The following is a 17,774-nucleotide window of genomic DNA, read 5'->3' on the forward strand; positions in this document are numbered from 1 at the left end:
GTGGCGTCATGTGCCGAGTTGATCGCGCAGCAACCGGCGCAGGATTTTTCCGGATGCGGATTTCGGGATTTCCTCGACCACCTCCAGAATGCGGACCTGTTTGTAGTGGGCCAGCCGGTCTTCAAGGTAGTCCTGCACGTCGCCCAGTGTCGGGGCCGTCTGGCCCGGCGCGGCGACGATGAAGGCCATGGGCAGTTCGCCCGCCTCGGCATCGGGTTTGCCAATCACGGCGGCATCGGAAATCGCGGTGTGGGTCAGAAGCTCGGCCTCAAGCTCGGCCGGGGCGACCTGGAACCCATTGTACTTGATCAGTTCCTTGAGCCGGTCGGTGATGTAGATGAACCCGTCATCGTCAACATGGCCGATATCCCCGGTTCTGAGCCATCCGCCATCGACCACGGTGTCCGAAGTGGCCTGTGGGTTGTTGAGGTATCCTTTCATCACCTGTGGGCCGCGCACCCAGATTTCCCCGTCCTCGCCAGTTGGCAGGTCATCCTGCGTTTCAGGGTTTACGATCCGGCATTCGGTGTTTGGAATCACCACGCCCGATGCGCCGGGTTTGCCCCTGCCGAAAGGTGACAAGTGGCTGACGGGCGACAACTCTGTCATGCCGTAGCCTTGCGTGGCATTGGTGCCAAGGCGCTTGCCCATCGCTTCGGCCACGTTGGCGCCCAGCGGTGCGGCGGCCGAGTTGACCTGCACGACACAGGACAGGTCATGGTGATCGACCATTGGGTGCATCGCCAGTGCCAGAGCGACCGGCGGCACGACCCAGAGCCGGGGTGTTTTGTATTTGACCACCAGCGACAGGTACATCTCAAGATCGAAACGCGGCATGGTCACCAGACCGCCATTTGATGCCAGATAGATGTTCTGCAGGATCTGAAGCCCGTAGATGTGGAAGAACGGCAGAAAGGCGATCGTCAATTCGCCGGGGTTCATATCGACGGTGGCAAGCGTCTGGTCGATATTCACGACAAGGTTCTGGTGGGTAAGCATCACGCCCTTGGGCAGCCCCGTCGTGCCCGAGGAATAGGGCAGCGCGACGACATGCTCGGCGACATCGACCGGGGCCTGCTCCTCCAGCGGCGGCCCCATCAGTTCGGATAGTGGGACCATGCCTTCGGGCGCGTCGCCGATGATCACAATCTCCTGCACGCCAGTGCCCTTGATGGCCTCTTGCGCGGTTTCGGCAAACATCGCAACTGTGACCAGAACGTCAGCTCCGGCGTCGATAAGCTGATGGTTGGCCTCATGCGCAGTGTAAGTCGGGTTGATCGTGGTCACCGTTCCCCCCGCCCAGGCCGAGGCGTGAAAGACCACACAATATTCGGGAAGGTTGGGGGCCATCAGGGCCACCACTTTGCCTGCGCCCCATCCGCGCTGTGTCAGACCCCCCGCCAAGGATTTGACCCCGTCTATGAACTGTGCACCGGTTATCGAGCGCCCGGACGGCCCGTCGATCAGGACCGCCATGTCGGGGTCGATTCCTTCGAACACACGCTGAGTAATGGTTTTTTCGGTCAGTGAGACGTCAGGAAATGAACTCTTGTAAATCGTCATGAAACATCCTCCCTCCCTGAAGGATGGCACAGGGAGGGAGGCAGACCAAAGTTTTTCCTGACTCTGCGGCGGTTTCGGGCCGATCGGACAGGGGGTGTTATTGCGCGGCGACCGGCATCCGGGCGATCTGACAGCGTTGCCAGAGGGCCGATAATGCACCGACCAGATGGTCGATATCGGCGTCGGTATGGACCGGCGACGGAGTAATGCGCAGGCGTTCGGTCCCTTTGGGAACGGTCGGGTAGTTAATCGGCTGGATGTAGATGCCGAACTCTTCCAACAGGGTGTCCGAGATGAACTTGCACTTGACCGGATCGCCCACCATCACCGGAATAATGTGGCTGGGGTTGGGCAGGTGCGGAATGCCTTCGGCATCCAGACGTGCGCGAACCTGTTCGACACGCATTTTCTGGGTATCCCGTTCGACCGCAGACTGTTTCAGATGCCGGATCGAGGCGGCGGCCCCGGCGGCGATGGCTGGCGGCAATGCGGTGGTAAAGATGAATCCGCTGGCAAAGCTGCGCACGAAATCACACAGGGCGGCAGAGGCGGCGATATATCCGCCGACCACGCCAAAGGCTTTGCCAAGCGTGCCTTCGATGACCGTCAGGCGGTCCATCAGACCCTCGCGTTCGGCAATACCGCCGCCGCGCGGGCCGTAAAGACCAACGGCGTGCACCTCGTCCAGATAGGTCATGGCGCCGTATTTGTCGGCCAGATCGCAGATCTCCTTGATGGGAGCGATGTCGCCATCCATTGAATAGACCGATTCAAAGGCCACCATCTTGGGCGCATCCGGATCAGCGGCGGCCAGTTTCGCCTCGAGATCCTCGAGGTCGTTGTGTTTCCAGATCACCTTTTGGGCGCGGGAATGGCGGATACCTTCGATCATCGAGGCGTGGTTGAGCGCATCCGAGAACACGATCAGGCCGGGGATCTTGGAGGCAAGGGTACCGAGGGCAGCCCAGTTCGAAACATATCCGGAGGTAAAGAGGAGTGCTGCCTCTTTTCCGTGCAGGTCGGCCAGTTCGGCTTCGAGCAGCACGTGATCGTGAGTGGTGCCGGAAATGTTTCGGGTGCCCCCGGCCCCTGCCCCGCAGCGGTCAAGCGCATCGTGCATTGCCGCAAGGACGGACGGGTGCTGGCCCATGCCTAGATAGTCGTTCGAACACCAGATGCGCACGTCGCGCCGGGTTTCACCGTCGGTCTGGCGGGCATTTGGAAAAGCGCCGCAGCGACGCTGGAGGTCGATGAAAACACGGTAATTCCCTTCGTCCCGCAGATTGTCGAGGCTCTGGGTGAAATATCGCTCGTAGTCCATGACGTTCTCTCCCGGGAATACTGGCTTTGTGGCGACGTTAGAACCGGTGGCGGGCCGGGAACATGACTATTGTCAAGTGTCGCAAAGGATTGACGGCAGGTCGTGGAAAAGGCAGGTGCACCGGGGCCAACTTTGACGTAGTTTGGGTTCGCATGACCCACTGGCCGGATCGAGCCAGCAGGAAATTAATGAGGTGGCCTTATTGGCGCATGAAGCACAGAAAGCGATCGCGCGGCAGTCATTGCTGCTGCGATCACTGCCGGAACAGCATGTCGACACGTTGTTGAGTCACGCGATCTGGCGGAAATACGACCGCGGAGAAACCATATTTCTGCAGGAGGAAGAGGCACAGGCCATTCACGTCGTACTGAGTGGCTGGGTCAAGCTGTTCCGAATGGCGCCCACGGGTGCTGAAGCGGTGGTGAGCGTCTTTACCCGCGGTGAGAGCTTTGGCGAGGCCGTGGCGCTGCGCAACATGCCCTATCCGGTTTCGGCCGAGGCGGTGTCTTCCTGCGAGATTATGCACGTGCCCAGCCCGATCTTCATCTCGCTGATGAAGGAAGACCCGGAAATCGGAATTTCGATTCTGGCGGCCACGTTTACCCACCTGCATTCGCTGGTGGCGCAGTTGGAACAACTGAAGGCGCAGACCGGAGCCCAGCGGGTGGCGGAGTTTCTGCTGAACCTGTGCGATTGCGAGACCGGCGACTGTGACGTCACCCTGCCCTATGACAAGATGCTGATCGCCGGACGTCTGGGCATGAAGCCCGAAAGCCTGAGCCGGGCGTTTTCGCGGCTGAAAGCGGCGGGCGTGGTGGTCAAGCGCAACCACGCGGAAATTTCGGATATCGAGGTGCTGCGCGATTATGCCGAAAGTGATCCGGCAGAGAACTGGAGCAGATGATGAGTGAACGGATGCAAACGGTTCTGGACGCAATTGATGCGGCCAACGATGCGGACCCCAAGCTTGAGGATGGTCGCCCGGAGGCGCTGCTTTATGGCGAACGGATGAGCGCTGAGATGAACCGGCTGTTTCCCGGCGCGGGGGATGTGCTGCAGATCGCGGCGCGAGGGCAGCATGTGGAGCGCTGGAAACTGGCGCGGTCGGAATATCCCGAAGGCCGCGCGGGCTATCTGGCCTGGCGCAAGGCGCAGGGCGTGCATCACGCCGACGTGATCATGGGGCTTATGACCAAGGCCGGGTATAGCGAGGAAGATATCGAGGCGGCGGGCCGGATGCTGCGCAAGGAAGGCATCAAACGCGACGCGGATGTGCAGGCACTGGAGGACGTGATCTGTTTCGTTTTCCTGAAATGGTATTTCGCGCCGTTTGCCGAAAAGCACTCGGCTGTGAAAATTCAGCGCATCGTGGAAAAGACTGCCCGGAAAATGTCAGCTGAGGCGCGAGCGCGGGTGCTGAAGGAATTTGACCTGCCCGAGGATCTGGCGGCGGCGTTCCGGGGCTGAAGCCCTTCCGCCCATTTACGGCACATCTGCGATGCACCCACACGGTTGTGCCGGGTCGCGCCTGCGGTGCGGCGGCGAAATCTGAACCGGTATTTTGGGAAGGTCCGGTGGCGCGATATCAGTCTTATATCATCTGCACTAGCCCCAGAAGCGGCAGTACGTTGCTGTGCGGACTGCTGGCGGCAACAGGTATTGCGGGCCTGCCGGATTCGCATTTTCACCAGCCGTCGGTTGCTGCCTGGCTGGACGCCCACGACTTGTCTGATGAGCAGTTTTCGGGCGAGCTCGAAGCGCTGAATGCTGTATTCGATGCGGCGATCCGGTGCGGAACGGGGGACACCGGAATGTTCGGCCTGCGAATGCAGTGGCATAGCTTTGAGTTTTTCCGCAAGAAACTTACCTGCCTGCATCCCGCGCTGCCCAGTGATGCAGATCGTATGCAAGCGGTGTTCGGAGCGACGCTGTTCATTCATCTGACGCGACCGCAAAAGCTGGAACAGGCCATTTCGCGTGTCATCGCCGAGCAGACGGGGTTGTGGCACCGGGCTGCTGACGGGACAGAGATGGAACGTCTGTCCGCGCCGCAGGAACCTGTTTATGACGCCGCAGCGATCTCTCACCATCTGAGCGAACTGACCGCCTTTGACGAAGGGTGGGACGGCTGGTTCAAGGATATGGCAGTAGAGCCGTTGCGGATTTCTTATGACGAGTTGTCCCGCGATCCGCAGGCAACGCTAGCGGGCATTCTTGAGGCGCTGGGGTTGGATGTGACAGCCGCCGATGGGCTTGCCACGCCGACGGCAAAGCTTGCGGATGAGGTCAGTCATGCCTGGGCAGCGCGTTTCCGGGCGAGAGAGGCACAGGTGGGGTGACCAGCGCGCGCCTCAGATCAGGTACAACCCAAGCAACAGCAGTGTGAATACGGTCAGCATCGCAGTGAATCCCCGGAGCCATGCCGGGCTTTGCGCGAGGTCCAGATAGCGGGCAAGGATGATGCGAGCCTTGGCGAGGGCCAGAAACAGGATACCCGCGCCGATGAACTTGGGTGACAGCGGCAGGGTGGTCAGCAATGCGGTTGTCAGGCTGAGCGCCAGAAGTCCGAGCCATGCGATTGTGAGGCGGTCGGGAGGCCCCTGACGGAAGTATCTGGTGCCAGATGAAGAACGGATCATCGCCATCACCCCAACAGGTAGATCACCGGGAACAGCAGCACCCAGACCAGATCAACCATGTGCCAGAACTGTGCACCTGCCTCGATATTGCGTGGATCGTCGCGCCACGCGACCAGCAAAAGGATGCAAACCCCGGCAAGGACGTGCGCGGCGTGGAAACCCGTGAGCAGGTAGTAGAACAGGAAGAACGGGTGGGATTCGTAGCTGATGCCCTGCCCCGCCTTGCCTGCATATTCCGCGCCTTTGATGATCAGGAACAGGACGCCCAGCAAGGCCGCGCCGATCAGGGCAAGACGGGCGGTTGTACGGCGAGCTACCTGCCGCCATTGCAGCGCCTTGGCGGCGAGAAATCCGGACGTGACCAGAACGGCGGTATTGAGCGCCGCGCCGGTGCGATAGAGGTGTGATTGCGCCTCGGCAAAGCCAGCCGGGTCGGTGAGGCGCACGCCCATGAAGGCGACCAGCCCCGCGCCGAAAACCAGCAGCTCACTGATGATCAGCACCCACATCAGAAGCTCGCCGGGAAGCTCGTCGATCAGGGTCGCATCGCTCATGCGCCGACCAGCTGGCGGTAGATCTGCGGCAGCGCCATGGTCAGGCGGTGCGGGTCGGGAATGACGGCAAAGCCACCCTGCCCGAACATCCGCGGGAACCAGCTTTTGCCGGTTTTGTCGATGGTGACGCCAAAGACCGATTGCCCGGCGCGGCGCGCCTCACGCACGGCCTGCCTTGTGTCTTCGATACCGTGGCGACCTTCGTAATGGTCCAGATCGTTGGGTTTGCCGTCGGTAATGACCAGCAGCAGTCGGCGTTTGCGGGATTGCGCGGCCAGATCGGCGGAACAGTGGCGGATCGCGGCCCCGAGGCGGGTGTAATGACCGGGGCGCAGCGAGGCGATACGTTGTTCGACCGTGGTGCCCATCGGTTCGTCAAAGCGTTTGCAACGCTGGACATAGACCCGCTGGCGTTTCAACGAGCTGAAGGCGTGGATGGCGAAATCGTCGCCACAGGCGTTCAGGCCCCAGGCCAGAGCGGCCAGTGCCTCGCGCTCGATATCGATGACGGCGCGGCCGGTGACGGCGCTTTCGGTCGATCGGCTAACGTCAAGCAGGATCGACACCGCCAGATCGCGGGCCTCGGGCCGGGATTGCAGCCATATGCGTTCGTTGCCTTCACCGCTGGCATGACGGTCGGTTTCGGCGCGCACGGCGGCTTCGATATCCAGCTGATCGCCGTCCAGATGGCCACGGGTCATGACGCGGCCCGGGCGCAGGGCCTCGAACTGGCGTTTGACGGCGCGGATGCGGCGGGCGGTGGCGGGGTCCTTGCCAAACTCGGCGGCGTCCTCGCGAATGTCCGCGTCCGAGGTCAGGACGTTGACGTGATCCGGCAGGTAAGCTCCGGTCCGCACGTCCCATTCGGGATAGAGGATGCGACCTGACAGGCGTTCGCGGTTCACATCCTCGGGCGCGAGGTCGAGGTGGAGTTTCAGCTTGGTCGGCGGCGCCTTGGAGATCTGGCCCAGGCCGATCTCGTCCTGATCGTCGGCGGCCTTTTTGGCGTTGTCGGGGTCGTCGTCATCGATCCGACGATTGATGTTGAGGAATTCGGCCCAACTGAGGATCGCCTCGAACTTGTGCAAAATGAAGCTGTCGCTGCGCGACGCCTGATCGGATTTGCGGCGGCGCGCACGGTGGGTCTTTTCACCTGATTCCTCGGGCGGGCCTTCGGTGTCTGGGTTTTCGACCTCGTTATGTTCGGAAAAGCCGACGGCGCGCAGTTCCGGCCACAGAGGAACCGGGCGGAAATTCTGATAGCCGCGCGGGGCGGTTAGATCATCGTCAATTGCCTTCAACTGTTCGGCCCGCGCCGAAAGCGGCGTGGGGTCACCCAGCATTTGGCGGACCAGTTCTTCGACGGCGGCCTCGACCGGGGGCAGATCGGGGACGTCGCGCTGGTGCAGCAGCCCCTTGCAAAGCTCGGAATACAGCGGGCGCAGGCCCGGGGCGTCGTCAAGCGTCGCCGCAACCATTTCCTGTGCGGCGGTCAGGGCATGCAGATCGGCGCGCAGGGGGTCATCTTCGTCAATTCGGGTTCCCGCATGGGCGGCAGCGGCGGCAAGCCAGACATAGAGCGCGCCGTTGGCTTCGCGCGCGGGGAAAACGGCCAGTCGGTCCGGCAGGCGCAGAACCTCGCCGTCGAACGAGGCGCGCGGAAGCTGCTCGGCCTCGGTCGCCAGACGGCGGCGCCAGCTGAGGCGGTGGCGCGAAATTTCGGGTGAGACCGGGCGCAATTCGACGCCCGGACTACCCCCAAGTCCCCGAAAGAGGACTGCCAGCCGCCCCGCGACCTCAGAAAGGTCGACCGCGGCTCCAACATGCACCTCAGGTGCATCGAGGCGGCTGGCAAGGGTGTGCCACAGTTTCCCGATCGTTTCTTCGGGTTCCCATGGCTCAAAGTCGATCTTGACCATCGGCCGGCCTCACCCAAAGACAGCCGTGACAAGATCGAGGAGCCCGCGTTTGATATCCTCGTCATCGGTCAGAGGTTCGATCATGGCGGCAAGGATGGCGCGGTCGGTGGACATGCCCTGTGCGATCAGCGTCGCGGCATAAACGACCAGACGGGTGGAAACGCCTTCCTCGAGATCCTGACCCTTGAGCCCGCGCAGCTTACCGGCCAGTCGGACCAGCGGCTTGCAGCGTTCCAGCGGCAGGCCGCTTTCTTGTGCGACAACTTCGGCCTCCATCTCGGGCGACGGAAAGTCGAACTCCAGCGAAATAAAGCGCTGCCGGGTCGAAGGTTTCAGGGTTTTCAGGATATTCTGGTAGCCGGGGTTGTACGAGGCCACCAGCATGAAGCCGGGTGCGGCCTCAAGTTCTTCGCCGGTGCGGTCGATCGGCAGGATGCGCCGGTCGTCGGTCAGCGGGTGCAGCACGACGGTGACGTCCTTGCGGGCTTCGACCACCTCGTCGAGATAGCAGATCGCGCCTTCACGCACTGCGCGGGTCAGGGGGCCATCGACCCAGACGGTTTCGCCGCCTTTCAGCAGGTAGCGGCCGATCAGGTCAGCGGCTGCCAGATCGTCGTGGCAGGCCACGGTGTAAAGCGGGCGGCCAAGACTGGCGGCCATGTGGGCCACAAAGCGGGTCTTGCCGCAGCCGGTCGGGCCTTTCAGCAGGACCGGCAGGTTGTTGGTATAGGCGGCGGCGAACACATCGCATTCGTCGCCCTGGGGGAGGTAGAAGGGGGCGTCAGCCGCCCCCGTTCCCATTTGTATGGAGCCGTCCATATCCATTACTCCGCAGGTGTTTCGGCTGCGCCGGGTTCAATGATCTCTTTCCGGGGAACCCAGATCGAGTAGATGAACAGCAGCGCGCCAAGGACCACGACCAGACCAGAACCAAGACGCATCCAGTAGAAGATCGCGATCTGATCCTGCACATCCATGAAGTAGTCACCGACCACCCGCTGCATGTGTGTCTGAACAGTACCGGCAAAGGTCAGCACGAAGGTCATGAAGACCATGCCGCTGGTCATCAGCCAGAAGGACGCCATGTTGAGAACCTGATTGTAGGGATCGCGGTTCTTAAGGATCGGCATGGCATAGCTGAAGATCGCCAGGTTGAGGCAGACATAGGCACCGTAGAAGGCCAGGTGACCGTGAGCCGCGGTGATCTGTGTGCCGTGGGTATAGTAGTTCACCCCGTGCAGCGTGTGCAGGAAACCCCAGACACCGGCACCGAAGAACGCCAACGTGGCACAGCCCAGCGACCACAGAAGTGCGGCCTTGTTCGGGTGGTCACGGCGGCCCTTCCAGACCATGACGAAGGCAAAGGCCATCATCGCAAAGAACGGGATCACCTCGAGGCTGGAGAAGATTGAACCGATCCACTGCCAGTACGCAGGCGTACCGATCCAATAGTAGTGGTGGCCGGTGCCGAGGATGCCCGAGAACAGGGCGGCGGCAACGATGACATAGAGCCATTTCTCGACGATCTCACGGTCAACGCCGGTCAGCTTGAGCATCAGATAGGCCAGGATCGAGGCCATGATCAGTTCCCACACACCTTCGACCCACAGGTGGACGACGTACCACCAGTATTGCTTGTCCAGGGACAGGTTGCCCGGGTTGTAGAAGGCAAACAGGAACAGCAGTGCCAGGCCCCAGAGACCCAGAAGCAGGATGTTCGAAATCGCGGTCTTCTTGCCCTTCAGCACTGTCATGGAGACGTTGTAGAGGAAGATCAGCGCGGCAACGACGATGCCCGCCTTGACCCATTTGGGCTGTTCAAGGAACTCGCGCCCCTCTTTTCCCAGCAGCCAGTTGCCTTCGAACAGGTTGAAGACATAGGTCACGACCACGCCCAGTGTGCCGACCACAAGGATGATCAGCTGCAGATAGGCCAGTTTGGTCGAATGGATCTCACGCTCGGTCTCTTCCGGGATCAGGAAATAGGCCGCGCCGAAGAAGCCAAGGATCAGCCAGACAATCAGCGAGTTGGTGTGCAGCATCCGCACGATGTTGAACGGCAGAAGCTCGCTCAGGAAGTTGGGGGATACATAGATCAGGCCAGCCAGCAGGCCGCCGATCACCTGTATCGCGAACAGGCCCATGGCTACTGCGAAGTAGGCGTAGGCCACCTTTTGGGATTCGTATTTCATTTCTCGGTTCCCTTCTTAGCCCGCGTCGTTCGGCGGCCAGTCCTGAGCGTCGATGTTGTCCGTCCAGATCAGGAAGTTCGCCAGATCGCGGATTTCTTCGTCGCTAAGGTTGAAATTGGGCATCTGCCGCCGGCCTTCGATGCCGGTCGGTTGCGCCTCCATCCAGCCCTTGAGGGTTTCAAAGGCCGACTCTGGGTCGTCCAGAACGCCCCAGCGGGTCATCACGTTGCCGACCTCGGGGGCGAAATACGCACCCTCGCCCAGAATCGAGTGACAGTTGACACAGGCATGTTTTTCCCAGACGTGCTTGCCCCGGATCACGCTGTCATCAAGTGTGGCCGCGTTCTCGGAATTGACGATGTACCAGTGGGAATGGGCCGATAAGGCCAGAAAGATAAGAATAAAGAACAGTGACCCGCCATAGAATATGTTGCGGGCCATGCTCTTGGTCATGACTTCGCGCATTGCGCTCTCCTTTGCGCCGCTTTGCTGATGCACGGAGCATGGAGGTCGGGCCATAGGTACGCCTTAACCAAAGTCAAGACTGCCGGACGAATTCCGGTTTGGTCACACAACTGGGCGGGTGCGGGATCGGGCCGGTTCTCTGGCGCCCCATGTCTGGTGTTTATGTCGCAATACCTAAAAATCGCCCGGTTATTGCCTTGAAAATTGAATTTTGACCCGGCATTGATTTACCCGGTTAGAGATGGTGCCGCCATTTGCGCAACCGCGCGGGATAACAGGCGGGCCGAAGCGAGTAGTTGGGTTAAAGATGGCAATCAATATTTACGGCGCATTCCGTTCTGACTCGACCATGACGGACAGCCAGGCGCAGCTATATCAGCCGGGCACCACCTTTCAGATCACCGCATACAGTCAGATCACGATCTCGGACGGGGCAGACCCCACGATCATCGACGGCGATAATGTTTCCAATGAAACTCCGAATGACCCGAGCCAGACCTATCTGGGTCAGTCATTTGCGTGGGACTATACCATCGAGGTCAACGATGGCGTGAACACCTATGAAATCGGCGTCATGGACTGGGACATCAACAATGATGGCGATTTTGACTTTCCGTCGGCCGAACAGGGTTACTTTCTTGGCTTCATAGGGGACGTTCCGCCGCTGAACACCACCCTGACGATCGGGGCACTGACCGATAACGGTGCAGACATTCCGGTGAATACCGTTGTGCCTTGTTTCACCCGGGGAACACTGATCGAAACGCCACAGGGACCGCGCGCAATCGACACCCTGTCGGTCGGAGATGAGATTGTCACGCTGGATCGCGGCGCGCAGCCAATCCGCTGGATCGGATCGCGGGAACTGGGGCCAGAGGAACTTGCCGCCAAGCCCATGCTGCGCCCGATCCGGATTGCCGCCGGTGCTTTGGGCTGCGGCCTGCCGCATCGCGACCTGCTGGTTTCACCGCAACACCGGATGCTGGTGCGCTCTGCCATTGCGATCCGGATGTTCGATGCCGAAGAAGTTCTGGTTCCCGCACACAAGCTGGTGGGTATGCCGGGCGTCACGGTCGACGAGACGGTCGAAAGCGTGACCTATATCCACATCCTGTTCGACCGGCACGAGGTTGTATTTGCCGAAGGGGCGCCATCGGAAAGCCTGTTTACCGGCCCCGAGGCGCTCAAGGGCGTGAGCCCCGAGGCGCGCGGCGAAATTCTTGACCTGTTCCCGTCGCTGATGAGACCCGGCTACACCCCGGAATCCGCGCGCAGGATACCTGCCAGAGGCGGCCAGATCAGGAGATTGGTGCACCGTCATCTCAAGAACGACCAGCCGCTGATCGGGCGGGTTTGAGGCCGGGGATTAACCTGAGATTTCGCGCGGCCCGCATCAGGGCGTAGAACTGACAGACGTGCCTTGCCACCACTGAACGTTGGCAATAAGACGCGCTGAATTCCGACAGCCGCAACACAGGTTAAGTATATGAATTTCTTTACACGTTTTCTGGCCGCCACGGTCATTTTGAGCACCCCTGCTTTTGCGGCCGACCTGATCGCAAACAAGCGGATGGACAGCGTGTTTTTTGGTCTTGTGAAACCGGGTCTGGATAACGCGCGCACCGCCGATGACTATATCGAAGGTGCCGACTGCAAGGCGACCAGCGAGATCTACAACAAGACGTTTTCCGGTTCTGGTTATCTGAAGATTCCGGCAGCCACCCGAGAACTGAAGCCAATGAAAATTGTGTGCACCTACAACGGACGCACAAAGAAGTTTGAGATCGAAAGCGACAAGGTCTTTCTTGCGAATCCCGTGCATCGCGCGATTATCATGAGAGGGTCCCGGATCAAGGACCCCGAGCAGAATGCCGCCTTTGTAAGGAAGCAAAAAGAGAAGCTGAAATACTGGGGCTACGGAAACTCGATCATTGTGAATTTCTAAGCTCGGTCAGAAGTTTCAGGTCCGGCGCCTCGGGGTCGTGTGCTTTTTTCGATATGTCCGGATTACTGTACCCCTGCTGATCAGGCGGCGGTTGCCCGTGGCCCCGTAAGCGAGGGCCACATGGCGATCAGGTACAGGCCGATGGCGCAGATCCACAGGCCGTCGGCCACCAGCATGGCGGTCAGATAACCGGTGTCGAGCCCCGTGCCGAACCACCGGACGATTGCCGCTGCGGCCATCAACCCATAGGCCAGAACCATCGGCTGGGGCGCCACCAATGCGCGACCGCTATGGCCCAGCGCGGCGCGGCTCATCACCGCAAGGGTCATCCCGCCGACGCACCCGATGCCCAGCACGTGCAGGGCGCCGATCTCATTCCCGATTCCAAGCAGGGCCAGCCCCCACAGGATCAGGCCAAGGGCCAGCATGCCAAGTCCCAGATGCAGGGCGATCAGGATGGGCTGACGCATGGCCCAGCCCGCGCGCCAGCGCGACAGCCGCACCACTTGAAGGACGCCAAAGACCAGAGCCAGCACGCCAGCCACCGGCCCACTGCCAAGGACCAGTATCGACAGCGGCAGCAACAGCGCGGTCACCAGGCTGGCCTTTTCAAGTCGCGCGACGCTGACCGGCCACGCAGATTCAGGTTCACCCGCGCGTTTCATGGCATTGCGGGTGAAGGCCGGTGTGATGCGGCCACCCAAAACGGCAATCATCGAGCACAGGGTTAGCAGCCCCGCGCGTAAACCGGTGTTTAGAGTATCGTCGGTCACACCCATCCATTCCAGATGGGTCATGAGGTTGGCGATCCAGATGAACCCGAGAATCAGCAGAAAGACCATATTTTGAGGTTTTGGGCGGCGGATCAGCTGGCTGCCGATCTTGGCCGCCAGAATCGGGATGAAGGCCAGATCAAGCACCGCCACCAGCCAGGGGTCAAGCGATGCGGAAAACCACATCGCGACACGCCCCGCCAGCCACAACCCGGCCGCCGTGGCGATGAACAGGGCGCGCGCATTCGGGGCGCCGGTCCAGTTGGGCACGGCAGTCAGAAAGAACCCGCCAAGTGCGGCCGTTGCGTAGCCAAAGATCATCTCGTGCGCGTGCCACATTGGCGGGCTCATGGCGTAGGAAGAAGCCTGAGATGTGATCGCGCCGCTCTGCATCGCCAGCCACAGCCCCCAGGCCCCGCCCGCGAATAACCCGTAGAGCCCGGCGGACAGGAAAAAGACGCGAAACCCTTCACCCAGAACGCGCGTGGCAACAGTTGTCATGGATATCTCCTCTGCCTCGATGGCTGTGCGCGATCTGTGGTCGCGCCCTGTTCCAAGATCAGTAGCGACACAGGCGGTCGCCCTACTTAACCAAAATCAAGACGGCTAAAAAAAGATGACTGTCAAAAGCAGGATTTACGAAGCCCTGTGCGGGCAAAAGGACCGGTGATCGCATCACGTTTCCGAGAGCTTCGTTGACTTTGGTCAAGGCGCTTTCCGAGTGCAGGGCGCACTCTCTGCCCTGCCTCACCACGCATATGGAGAGTGATCATGTCACTTGGAATCAGCTACAACAAAACCGGCCGCGCATTTGGGGTTGGTTTGGCGATGCTGCTGGGCAGCGTCGCTGCACCGGCCTTTGCCGAAGAGCCAACACTGAGCGAGGAAGCCTTTGAGGCCTCCAAGCAGCTATATTTTGAACAATGTGCCGGTTGCCACGGTGTTCTGCGTAAGGGCGCCACCGGTAAGAACCTTGAACCCCATTGGAAAAAGACCGCAGACGATGGCACCGTCACCGAAGGCGGCACCCTGAAACTGGGACAGGAACGCCTTGAAAAGATCATCGCCTGGGGAACCGAAGGCGGGATGAACAACTTCTCGGACATCATGACCGAGCAGGAAATCAAGGACATGGCGACCTACATCATGATGGAGCCGCCAAAGCCGCCTGAGATGTCCCTGGATCAGATGATGGCGACCCGCAAGGTTTACGTGGAAGAGGCCGATTATCCGACCGAACCGCTGCATGGCCGTAACTGGGAAAACTTCTTTGTCGTCATCGAGCGTGATGTAGGCAAGGTGGCCGTGATCGACGGCGACACCAAAGAGGTGCTGACACACATCCCGACCGGTTATGCCGTGCACGTGCTGAAGGCGTCCGAGCACCACAAGCTGGAAGAGCCCGAACAGCCCGGCCGTTTCTGGTACACCATGGGCCGCGACGGCAAGATGACCAAGATCGACCTGTGGCAAACACCGGACAAGATGTTGGTTTCCGAGGTCAAGATCGCCTATGACGCCCGCGACGTTGCCGTTTCCGGCGATGGCAAATACGTCATCGGTGGTGGTTACTGGCCGCCGCACTTCGCGATCGTAGACGCCCAGACCATGGAACCGGTCAAGGTCGTATCGACCCGCGGCGTGAACGTGGACGGGGATTATGTGGAAGAAGCCCGCGTGGCCGCCATCTACACCACTCCGAACGAACCCACATGGATCGTTGCCGTGAAGGAGCTGGGACAGCTGTGGCAGGTCGATTACACCGATCTGGACAACCTGCGGATCGACAAGATCGACAGCGCCAAGTTCCTGCATGACGGGTTCTTTGACCCGACAGGCCGTTACTTCCAGATCGCCGCAAACGCGTCGAACAAGATGGTGGTCGTCGATACCAAGACCCACAAGCTGGAAGCGATGATCGACACGGCCGCGCTGCCGCACCCCGGTCCGGGCGCCAACTGGAATGACCCGAATTGTGGCCCGGTGGCCGGTACGACTCACCTTGGTGTTGGCACCGTGACTGTCTGGGGTAACGACCCCGAGAACCGTCCGGACGATGCCTGGAAGGTCTGCTACGAAGTGGAAACCGACGGCCCCGGCCTGTTTGTCCGCACCCACCCGAATTCGGATTACATCTGGGCTGACCAGACCAAACATCCGGAGCCGGAAATTCAGCAGTCGGTTCAGGTCATCTCGAAGGAAACCGGTGAGATCGTGAAAACGATCCAGATCACCGAAGACGAAGGCAGTGCCGCCGTCCACTTCGAGTTCAACGCCGATGGCACCGAGGTCTGGGTTTCCAAGTGGAACCTGTCGGACTCGAAAGAGCCGAACGGTCAGATCGTGATCTTTGACGCCAAAACACTGGAAGAGATCGGCCGCATCGAGGGGCTTTACGCACCAACCGGCAAGTTCAACGTCTACAACCGGTCGAACCACGTCACCTGACGGGTTCGCAGCCAAAACCTGAAAGGGCGGGCCCCTCGCCCGCCCTTTCTTCGTTTGCCCTTTGAGCCAATGCGCCGGCCTGACACGCCGCGCCAGTCAAGACAGCTAAAACGGAGCCCGGATATGACTTCCGAACCGGATAAAAAACCACCGATCTGGCGCCGGTATTTCCTTTGGGGAATGCCCGTGGCCGGTATCGCCGCGGCCTTTGTCGGCGGCATCATCTTCTGGGGCGGGTTCAACACCGCCATGGAAGCGACCAACACCAAGGATTTCTGTATCTCCTGCCACGAGATGCGCGATTTCGTCTACGAGGAATACACAGGCACGATCCACGACGTGAACCGCTCGGGCGTGGGCGCGGTCTGTTCGGATTGCCACGTGCCCAAGGACTGGACGCACAAGATGATCCGCAAGATCAAGGCGTCCAAAGAGCTGTACGGCAAGGTGGTTGGCACCATCAACACCCGCGAAAAGTTCGAAGCCAAGCGCGTGCATCTGGCGATGAACGAATGGGAGCGGATGAAAGCCACCGACTCGCGCGAATGCCGGAACTGTCACGATTTTGAATCGATGATGCCCGAGTTCCAGAAACCCCGCGCACGTCAGCAGCACCTGAACGCGATGGAGATCGGTCAGACCTGCATCGACTGTCACAAGGGGATCGCCCACTCGGACGCCCGTGACCGTGCTGACGAGGAATATCTGGAAGAGCTTGAGGCGCCAAACCCCGCCTTCATCCGCCCGATCCCCCCGGAATACCTGGCCAGTCTTGCAAAGATCGAAGCCGAGGAAGCTGCTGAGGCCGAGGCTGAAAAAGCCGCCAAGCAGGCACAGCAAGAGGCTGTTCAGGCCCAGATCGCAGCCGCTGTTGACGCAGCCGTTGCCGAAGAACGCGCCAACGCAAGCGGAGAAGAAGAAGCCGCAGCGCCCGCCGCAGGTGGTGGTGGCAGCGATGTCGGTGGCAACATCGACTGGAATGCCGTGGCAAGTGCGGATCTGAAACTGTTCTATCCCGGTCAGGCTTCGTTTGAATGGGTACAGAACGGCAAGTTCCACGGTGGTGCCCGTCCGCTGACCAAGGGCGGCGATCAGTGCTCGACCTGTCACGCCAAGGAACTGGATGCGATCGGCAACAAGATCGTGGCCGGTGGCGAACTGGAACCGACGCCGATCCCCGGCAAGCGTGGTGTCATCGATGCGACCGTTCAGGCCGCGCATGACGACGAGAACCTGTACATCCGCATGCAATGGCCGGATGCGGGCCACAGCCCTGCCCCCTTCGTCGAAGGCGGCAAGATGGACCCCGACAACCAGATCAAGGTTGCCATGATGATTACCGGTACCGGAATCGAGCTGGGTGATCAGGTGGGTTGCTGGGCCTCGTGCCACGCCGACAACACCTATATGCCCTTTGATCCGGGTGCCGATGCGATTGCCGCCAATGGTGATTTCACGGGCCGCATGAACACTCAGGACACGGTGACCAAGTACATCAGCGAAAGCCGCACCGAAGTTGAAGTCAAAGGCCGCCGTGGCAAGGCTCTGGGTGGTTGGGACAAGCTGGAGGCCGAAGCCCAGATCGAGCAGTACCTGGCCGACGGTACCTTCCTTGACCTGATGCGCGTCTATGCCGATGGCAGTGCCTCGAACGGTTATCTGCTGGAACAGCGCGTGGTCAACGACGGTGAAATCGCCGCCTCGGCCAACCTGTCGGGTGGCATGTGGACTGTCGTCTTCTCGCGGCCGCTGAATTCCGGTGCGCCGGGGGATGTGCCGCTAGAGCCCGGCCAGACCTACACGGTCGGCTTTGCGATCCACGACGACTTTGCCGCGGCAAGGTTCCACCATGTGACGCTGAACACCAGCCTCGCACTGGATGACGATACCGCCAATATCAACGTGGTGAAACAGTAACGGATGGGGGCCGGATGATCCGGCCCCTGCCCTTTTTC

General features: G+C 60.5%; 16 protein-coding genes. 7 read left to right on the forward strand and 9 right to left on the reverse strand.

All coding sequences use genetic code 11. From position 1 onward, the window contains the following. Positions 1–6: 6 nt before the first annotated feature. The gene (locus tag ACR0NA_RS11835; RefSeq protein ID WP_480729097.1) at positions 7–1,563 is read right to left on the reverse strand and encodes an AMP-binding protein; all 1,557 of its coding nucleotides are present in this window, start codon (positions 1,561–1,563) and stop codon (positions 7–9) included. Positions 1,564–1,660: 97 nt separating this feature from the next. Then, the gene (gene hemA / locus ACR0NA_RS11840) at positions 1,661–2,884 is read right to left on the reverse strand and encodes a 5-aminolevulinate synthase (protein ID WP_480729100.1); all 1,224 of its coding nucleotides are present in this window, start codon (positions 2,882–2,884) and stop codon (positions 1,661–1,663) included. 202 nt (positions 2,885–3,086) lie between these two features. Between hemA and ACR0NA_RS11845 the strand changes: the two genes are divergently transcribed. The 3 genes from ACR0NA_RS11845 (at position 3,087) to ACR0NA_RS11855 (ending at position 5,223) form a co-directional block, all read left to right on the forward strand. Continuing rightward, positions 3,087–3,788: a Crp/Fnr family transcriptional regulator gene (locus ACR0NA_RS11845; protein WP_480729102.1), complete on the forward strand. Its 702-nt coding sequence runs from the start codon at positions 3,087–3,089 to the stop codon at positions 3,786–3,788. After that, positions 3,788–4,351 carry a DUF4202 domain-containing protein gene (locus ACR0NA_RS11850; protein ID WP_480729104.1) on the forward strand — a complete coding sequence of 188 codons (564 nt, stop codon included), beginning with the start codon at positions 3,788–3,790 and terminating at the stop codon, positions 4,349–4,351. The genes ACR0NA_RS11845 and ACR0NA_RS11850 overlap by 1 nt, the downstream gene beginning before the upstream one ends. A 107-nt stretch (positions 4,352–4,458) precedes the next feature. Next, positions 4,459–5,223 (forward strand): Stf0 family sulfotransferase, encoded by a 765-nt coding sequence (locus tag ACR0NA_RS11855; RefSeq protein WP_480729105.1) that lies wholly within the window; start codon positions 4,459–4,461, stop codon positions 5,221–5,223. A 12-nt stretch (positions 5,224–5,235) separates the two neighbouring features. Here ACR0NA_RS11855 and ACR0NA_RS11860 read toward each other — a convergent pair whose 3' ends face one another. From ACR0NA_RS11860 to ACR0NA_RS11885, 6 genes are read right to left on the reverse strand one after another with little or no spacing between them, the layout of a single operon-like run. After that, positions 5,236–5,523: a cytochrome C oxidase subunit IV family protein gene (locus ACR0NA_RS11860; RefSeq protein WP_480729107.1), complete on the reverse strand. Its 288-nt coding sequence runs from the start codon at positions 5,521–5,523 to the stop codon at positions 5,236–5,238. Positions 5,524–5,528: 5 nt separating this feature from the next. Beyond that, on the reverse strand, positions 5,529–6,077 hold the full coding sequence (locus tag ACR0NA_RS11865; RefSeq protein WP_480729109.1) for a cytochrome c oxidase subunit 3: 549 nt from the start codon (positions 6,075–6,077) through the stop codon (positions 5,529–5,531). After that, positions 6,074–7,996: a nitric oxide reductase activation protein NorD gene (locus ACR0NA_RS11870; RefSeq protein ID WP_480729112.1), complete on the reverse strand. Its 1,923-nt coding sequence runs from the start codon at positions 7,994–7,996 to the stop codon at positions 6,074–6,076. The genes ACR0NA_RS11865 and ACR0NA_RS11870 overlap by 4 nt, the downstream gene beginning before the upstream one ends. Positions 7,997–8,005: 9 nt before the next feature. Continuing rightward, positions 8,006–8,815, reverse strand: a complete 810-nt coding sequence (locus tag ACR0NA_RS11875) for an AAA family ATPase (RefSeq protein WP_480666202.1) — start codon at positions 8,813–8,815, stop codon at positions 8,006–8,008. Between the two features lie 5 nt (positions 8,816–8,820). After that, positions 8,821–10,188 carry a cbb3-type cytochrome c oxidase subunit I gene (locus ACR0NA_RS11880; RefSeq protein WP_480729115.1) on the reverse strand — a complete coding sequence of 456 codons (1,368 nt, stop codon included), beginning with the start codon at positions 10,186–10,188 and terminating at the stop codon, positions 8,821–8,823. 15 nt (positions 10,189–10,203) lie between these two features. After that, on the reverse strand, positions 10,204–10,653 hold the full coding sequence (locus ACR0NA_RS11885; protein ID WP_480729117.1) for a c-type cytochrome: 450 nt from the start codon (positions 10,651–10,653) through the stop codon (positions 10,204–10,206). A 307-nt stretch (positions 10,654–10,960) separates the two neighbouring features. On the opposite strand from ACR0NA_RS11885, the gene ACR0NA_RS11890 reads away from it, so the two are divergent. Together ACR0NA_RS11890 and ACR0NA_RS11895 are read left to right on the forward strand one after the other, a co-directional pair. Further along, the gene (locus ACR0NA_RS11890; protein WP_480729119.1) at positions 10,961–12,010 is read left to right on the forward strand and encodes a Hint domain-containing protein; all 1,050 of its coding nucleotides are present in this window, start codon (positions 10,961–10,963) and stop codon (positions 12,008–12,010) included. Positions 12,011–12,139: 129 nt separating this feature from the next. Further along, on the forward strand, positions 12,140–12,598 hold the full coding sequence (locus ACR0NA_RS11895; protein WP_480729121.1) for a hypothetical protein: 459 nt from the start codon (positions 12,140–12,142) through the stop codon (positions 12,596–12,598). Positions 12,599–12,678: 80 nt separating this feature from the next. Here the strand turns inward: ACR0NA_RS11895 and ACR0NA_RS11900 are convergent, their stop codons facing one another. After that, on the reverse strand, positions 12,679–13,872 hold the full coding sequence (locus tag ACR0NA_RS11900; RefSeq protein WP_480729123.1) for an NnrS family protein: 1,194 nt from the start codon (positions 13,870–13,872) through the stop codon (positions 12,679–12,681). A gap of 270 nt (positions 13,873–14,142) precedes the next feature. Here ACR0NA_RS11900 and ACR0NA_RS11905 point away from each other — a divergent pair, with 270 nt between their 5' ends. Next, complete coding sequence (locus ACR0NA_RS11905) at positions 14,143–15,819, forward strand: cytochrome D1 domain-containing protein (RefSeq protein WP_480451285.1); 1,677 nt, start codon at positions 14,143–14,145, stop codon at positions 15,817–15,819. A 123-nt stretch (positions 15,820–15,942) separates the two neighbouring features. After that, positions 15,943–17,736, forward strand: coding sequence for a NapC/NirT family cytochrome c (locus tag ACR0NA_RS11910; RefSeq protein WP_480729126.1), 1,794 nt, complete (start codon positions 15,943–15,945; stop codon positions 17,734–17,736). Positions 17,737–17,774: the final 38 nt, after the last annotated feature.

This window comes from Ruegeria sp. C11, assembly GCF_056537725.1.

Coding starts and splice junctions, on each gene's coding strand:
- ACR0NA_RS11860 (WP_480729107.1), bottom strand. CDS start 5,523: ATGATCCGTTCTTCATCTGGCACCAGATACTTCCGTCAGGGGCCTCCC.
- ACR0NA_RS11870 (WP_480729112.1), bottom strand. CDS start 7,996: ATGGTCAAGATCGACTTTGAGCCATGGGAACCCGAAGAAACGATCGGG.
- ACR0NA_RS11850 (WP_480729104.1), top strand. CDS start 3,788: ATGAGTGAACGGATGCAAACGGTTCTGGACGCAATTGATGCGGCCAAC.
- ACR0NA_RS11900 (WP_480729123.1), bottom strand. CDS start 13,872: ATGACAACTGTTGCCACGCGCGTTCTGGGTGAAGGGTTTCGCGTCTTT.
- ACR0NA_RS11890 (WP_480729119.1), top strand. CDS start 10,961: ATGGCAATCAATATTTACGGCGCATTCCGTTCTGACTCGACCATGACG.
- ACR0NA_RS11835 (WP_480729097.1), bottom strand. CDS start 1,563: ATGACGATTTACAAGAGTTCATTTCCTGACGTCTCACTGACCGAAAAA.
- ACR0NA_RS11910 (WP_480729126.1), top strand. CDS start 15,943: ATGACTTCCGAACCGGATAAAAAACCACCGATCTGGCGCCGGTATTTC.
- ACR0NA_RS11880 (WP_480729115.1), bottom strand. CDS start 10,188: ATGAAATACGAATCCCAAAAGGTGGCCTACGCCTACTTCGCAGTAGCC.
- hemA (WP_480729100.1), bottom strand. CDS start 2,884: ATGGACTACGAGCGATATTTCACCCAGAGCCTCGACAATCTGCGGGAC.
- ACR0NA_RS11875 (WP_480666202.1), bottom strand. CDS start 8,815: ATGGACGGCTCCATACAAATGGGAACGGGGGCGGCTGACGCCCCCTTC.
- ACR0NA_RS11895 (WP_480729121.1), top strand. CDS start 12,140: ATGAATTTCTTTACACGTTTTCTGGCCGCCACGGTCATTTTGAGCACC.
- ACR0NA_RS11905 (WP_480451285.1), top strand. CDS start 14,143: ATGTCACTTGGAATCAGCTACAACAAAACCGGCCGCGCATTTGGGGTT.
- ACR0NA_RS11865 (WP_480729109.1), bottom strand. CDS start 6,077: ATGAGCGATGCGACCCTGATCGACGAGCTTCCCGGCGAGCTTCTGATG.
- ACR0NA_RS11885 (WP_480729117.1), bottom strand. CDS start 10,653: ATGCGCGAAGTCATGACCAAGAGCATGGCCCGCAACATATTCTATGGC.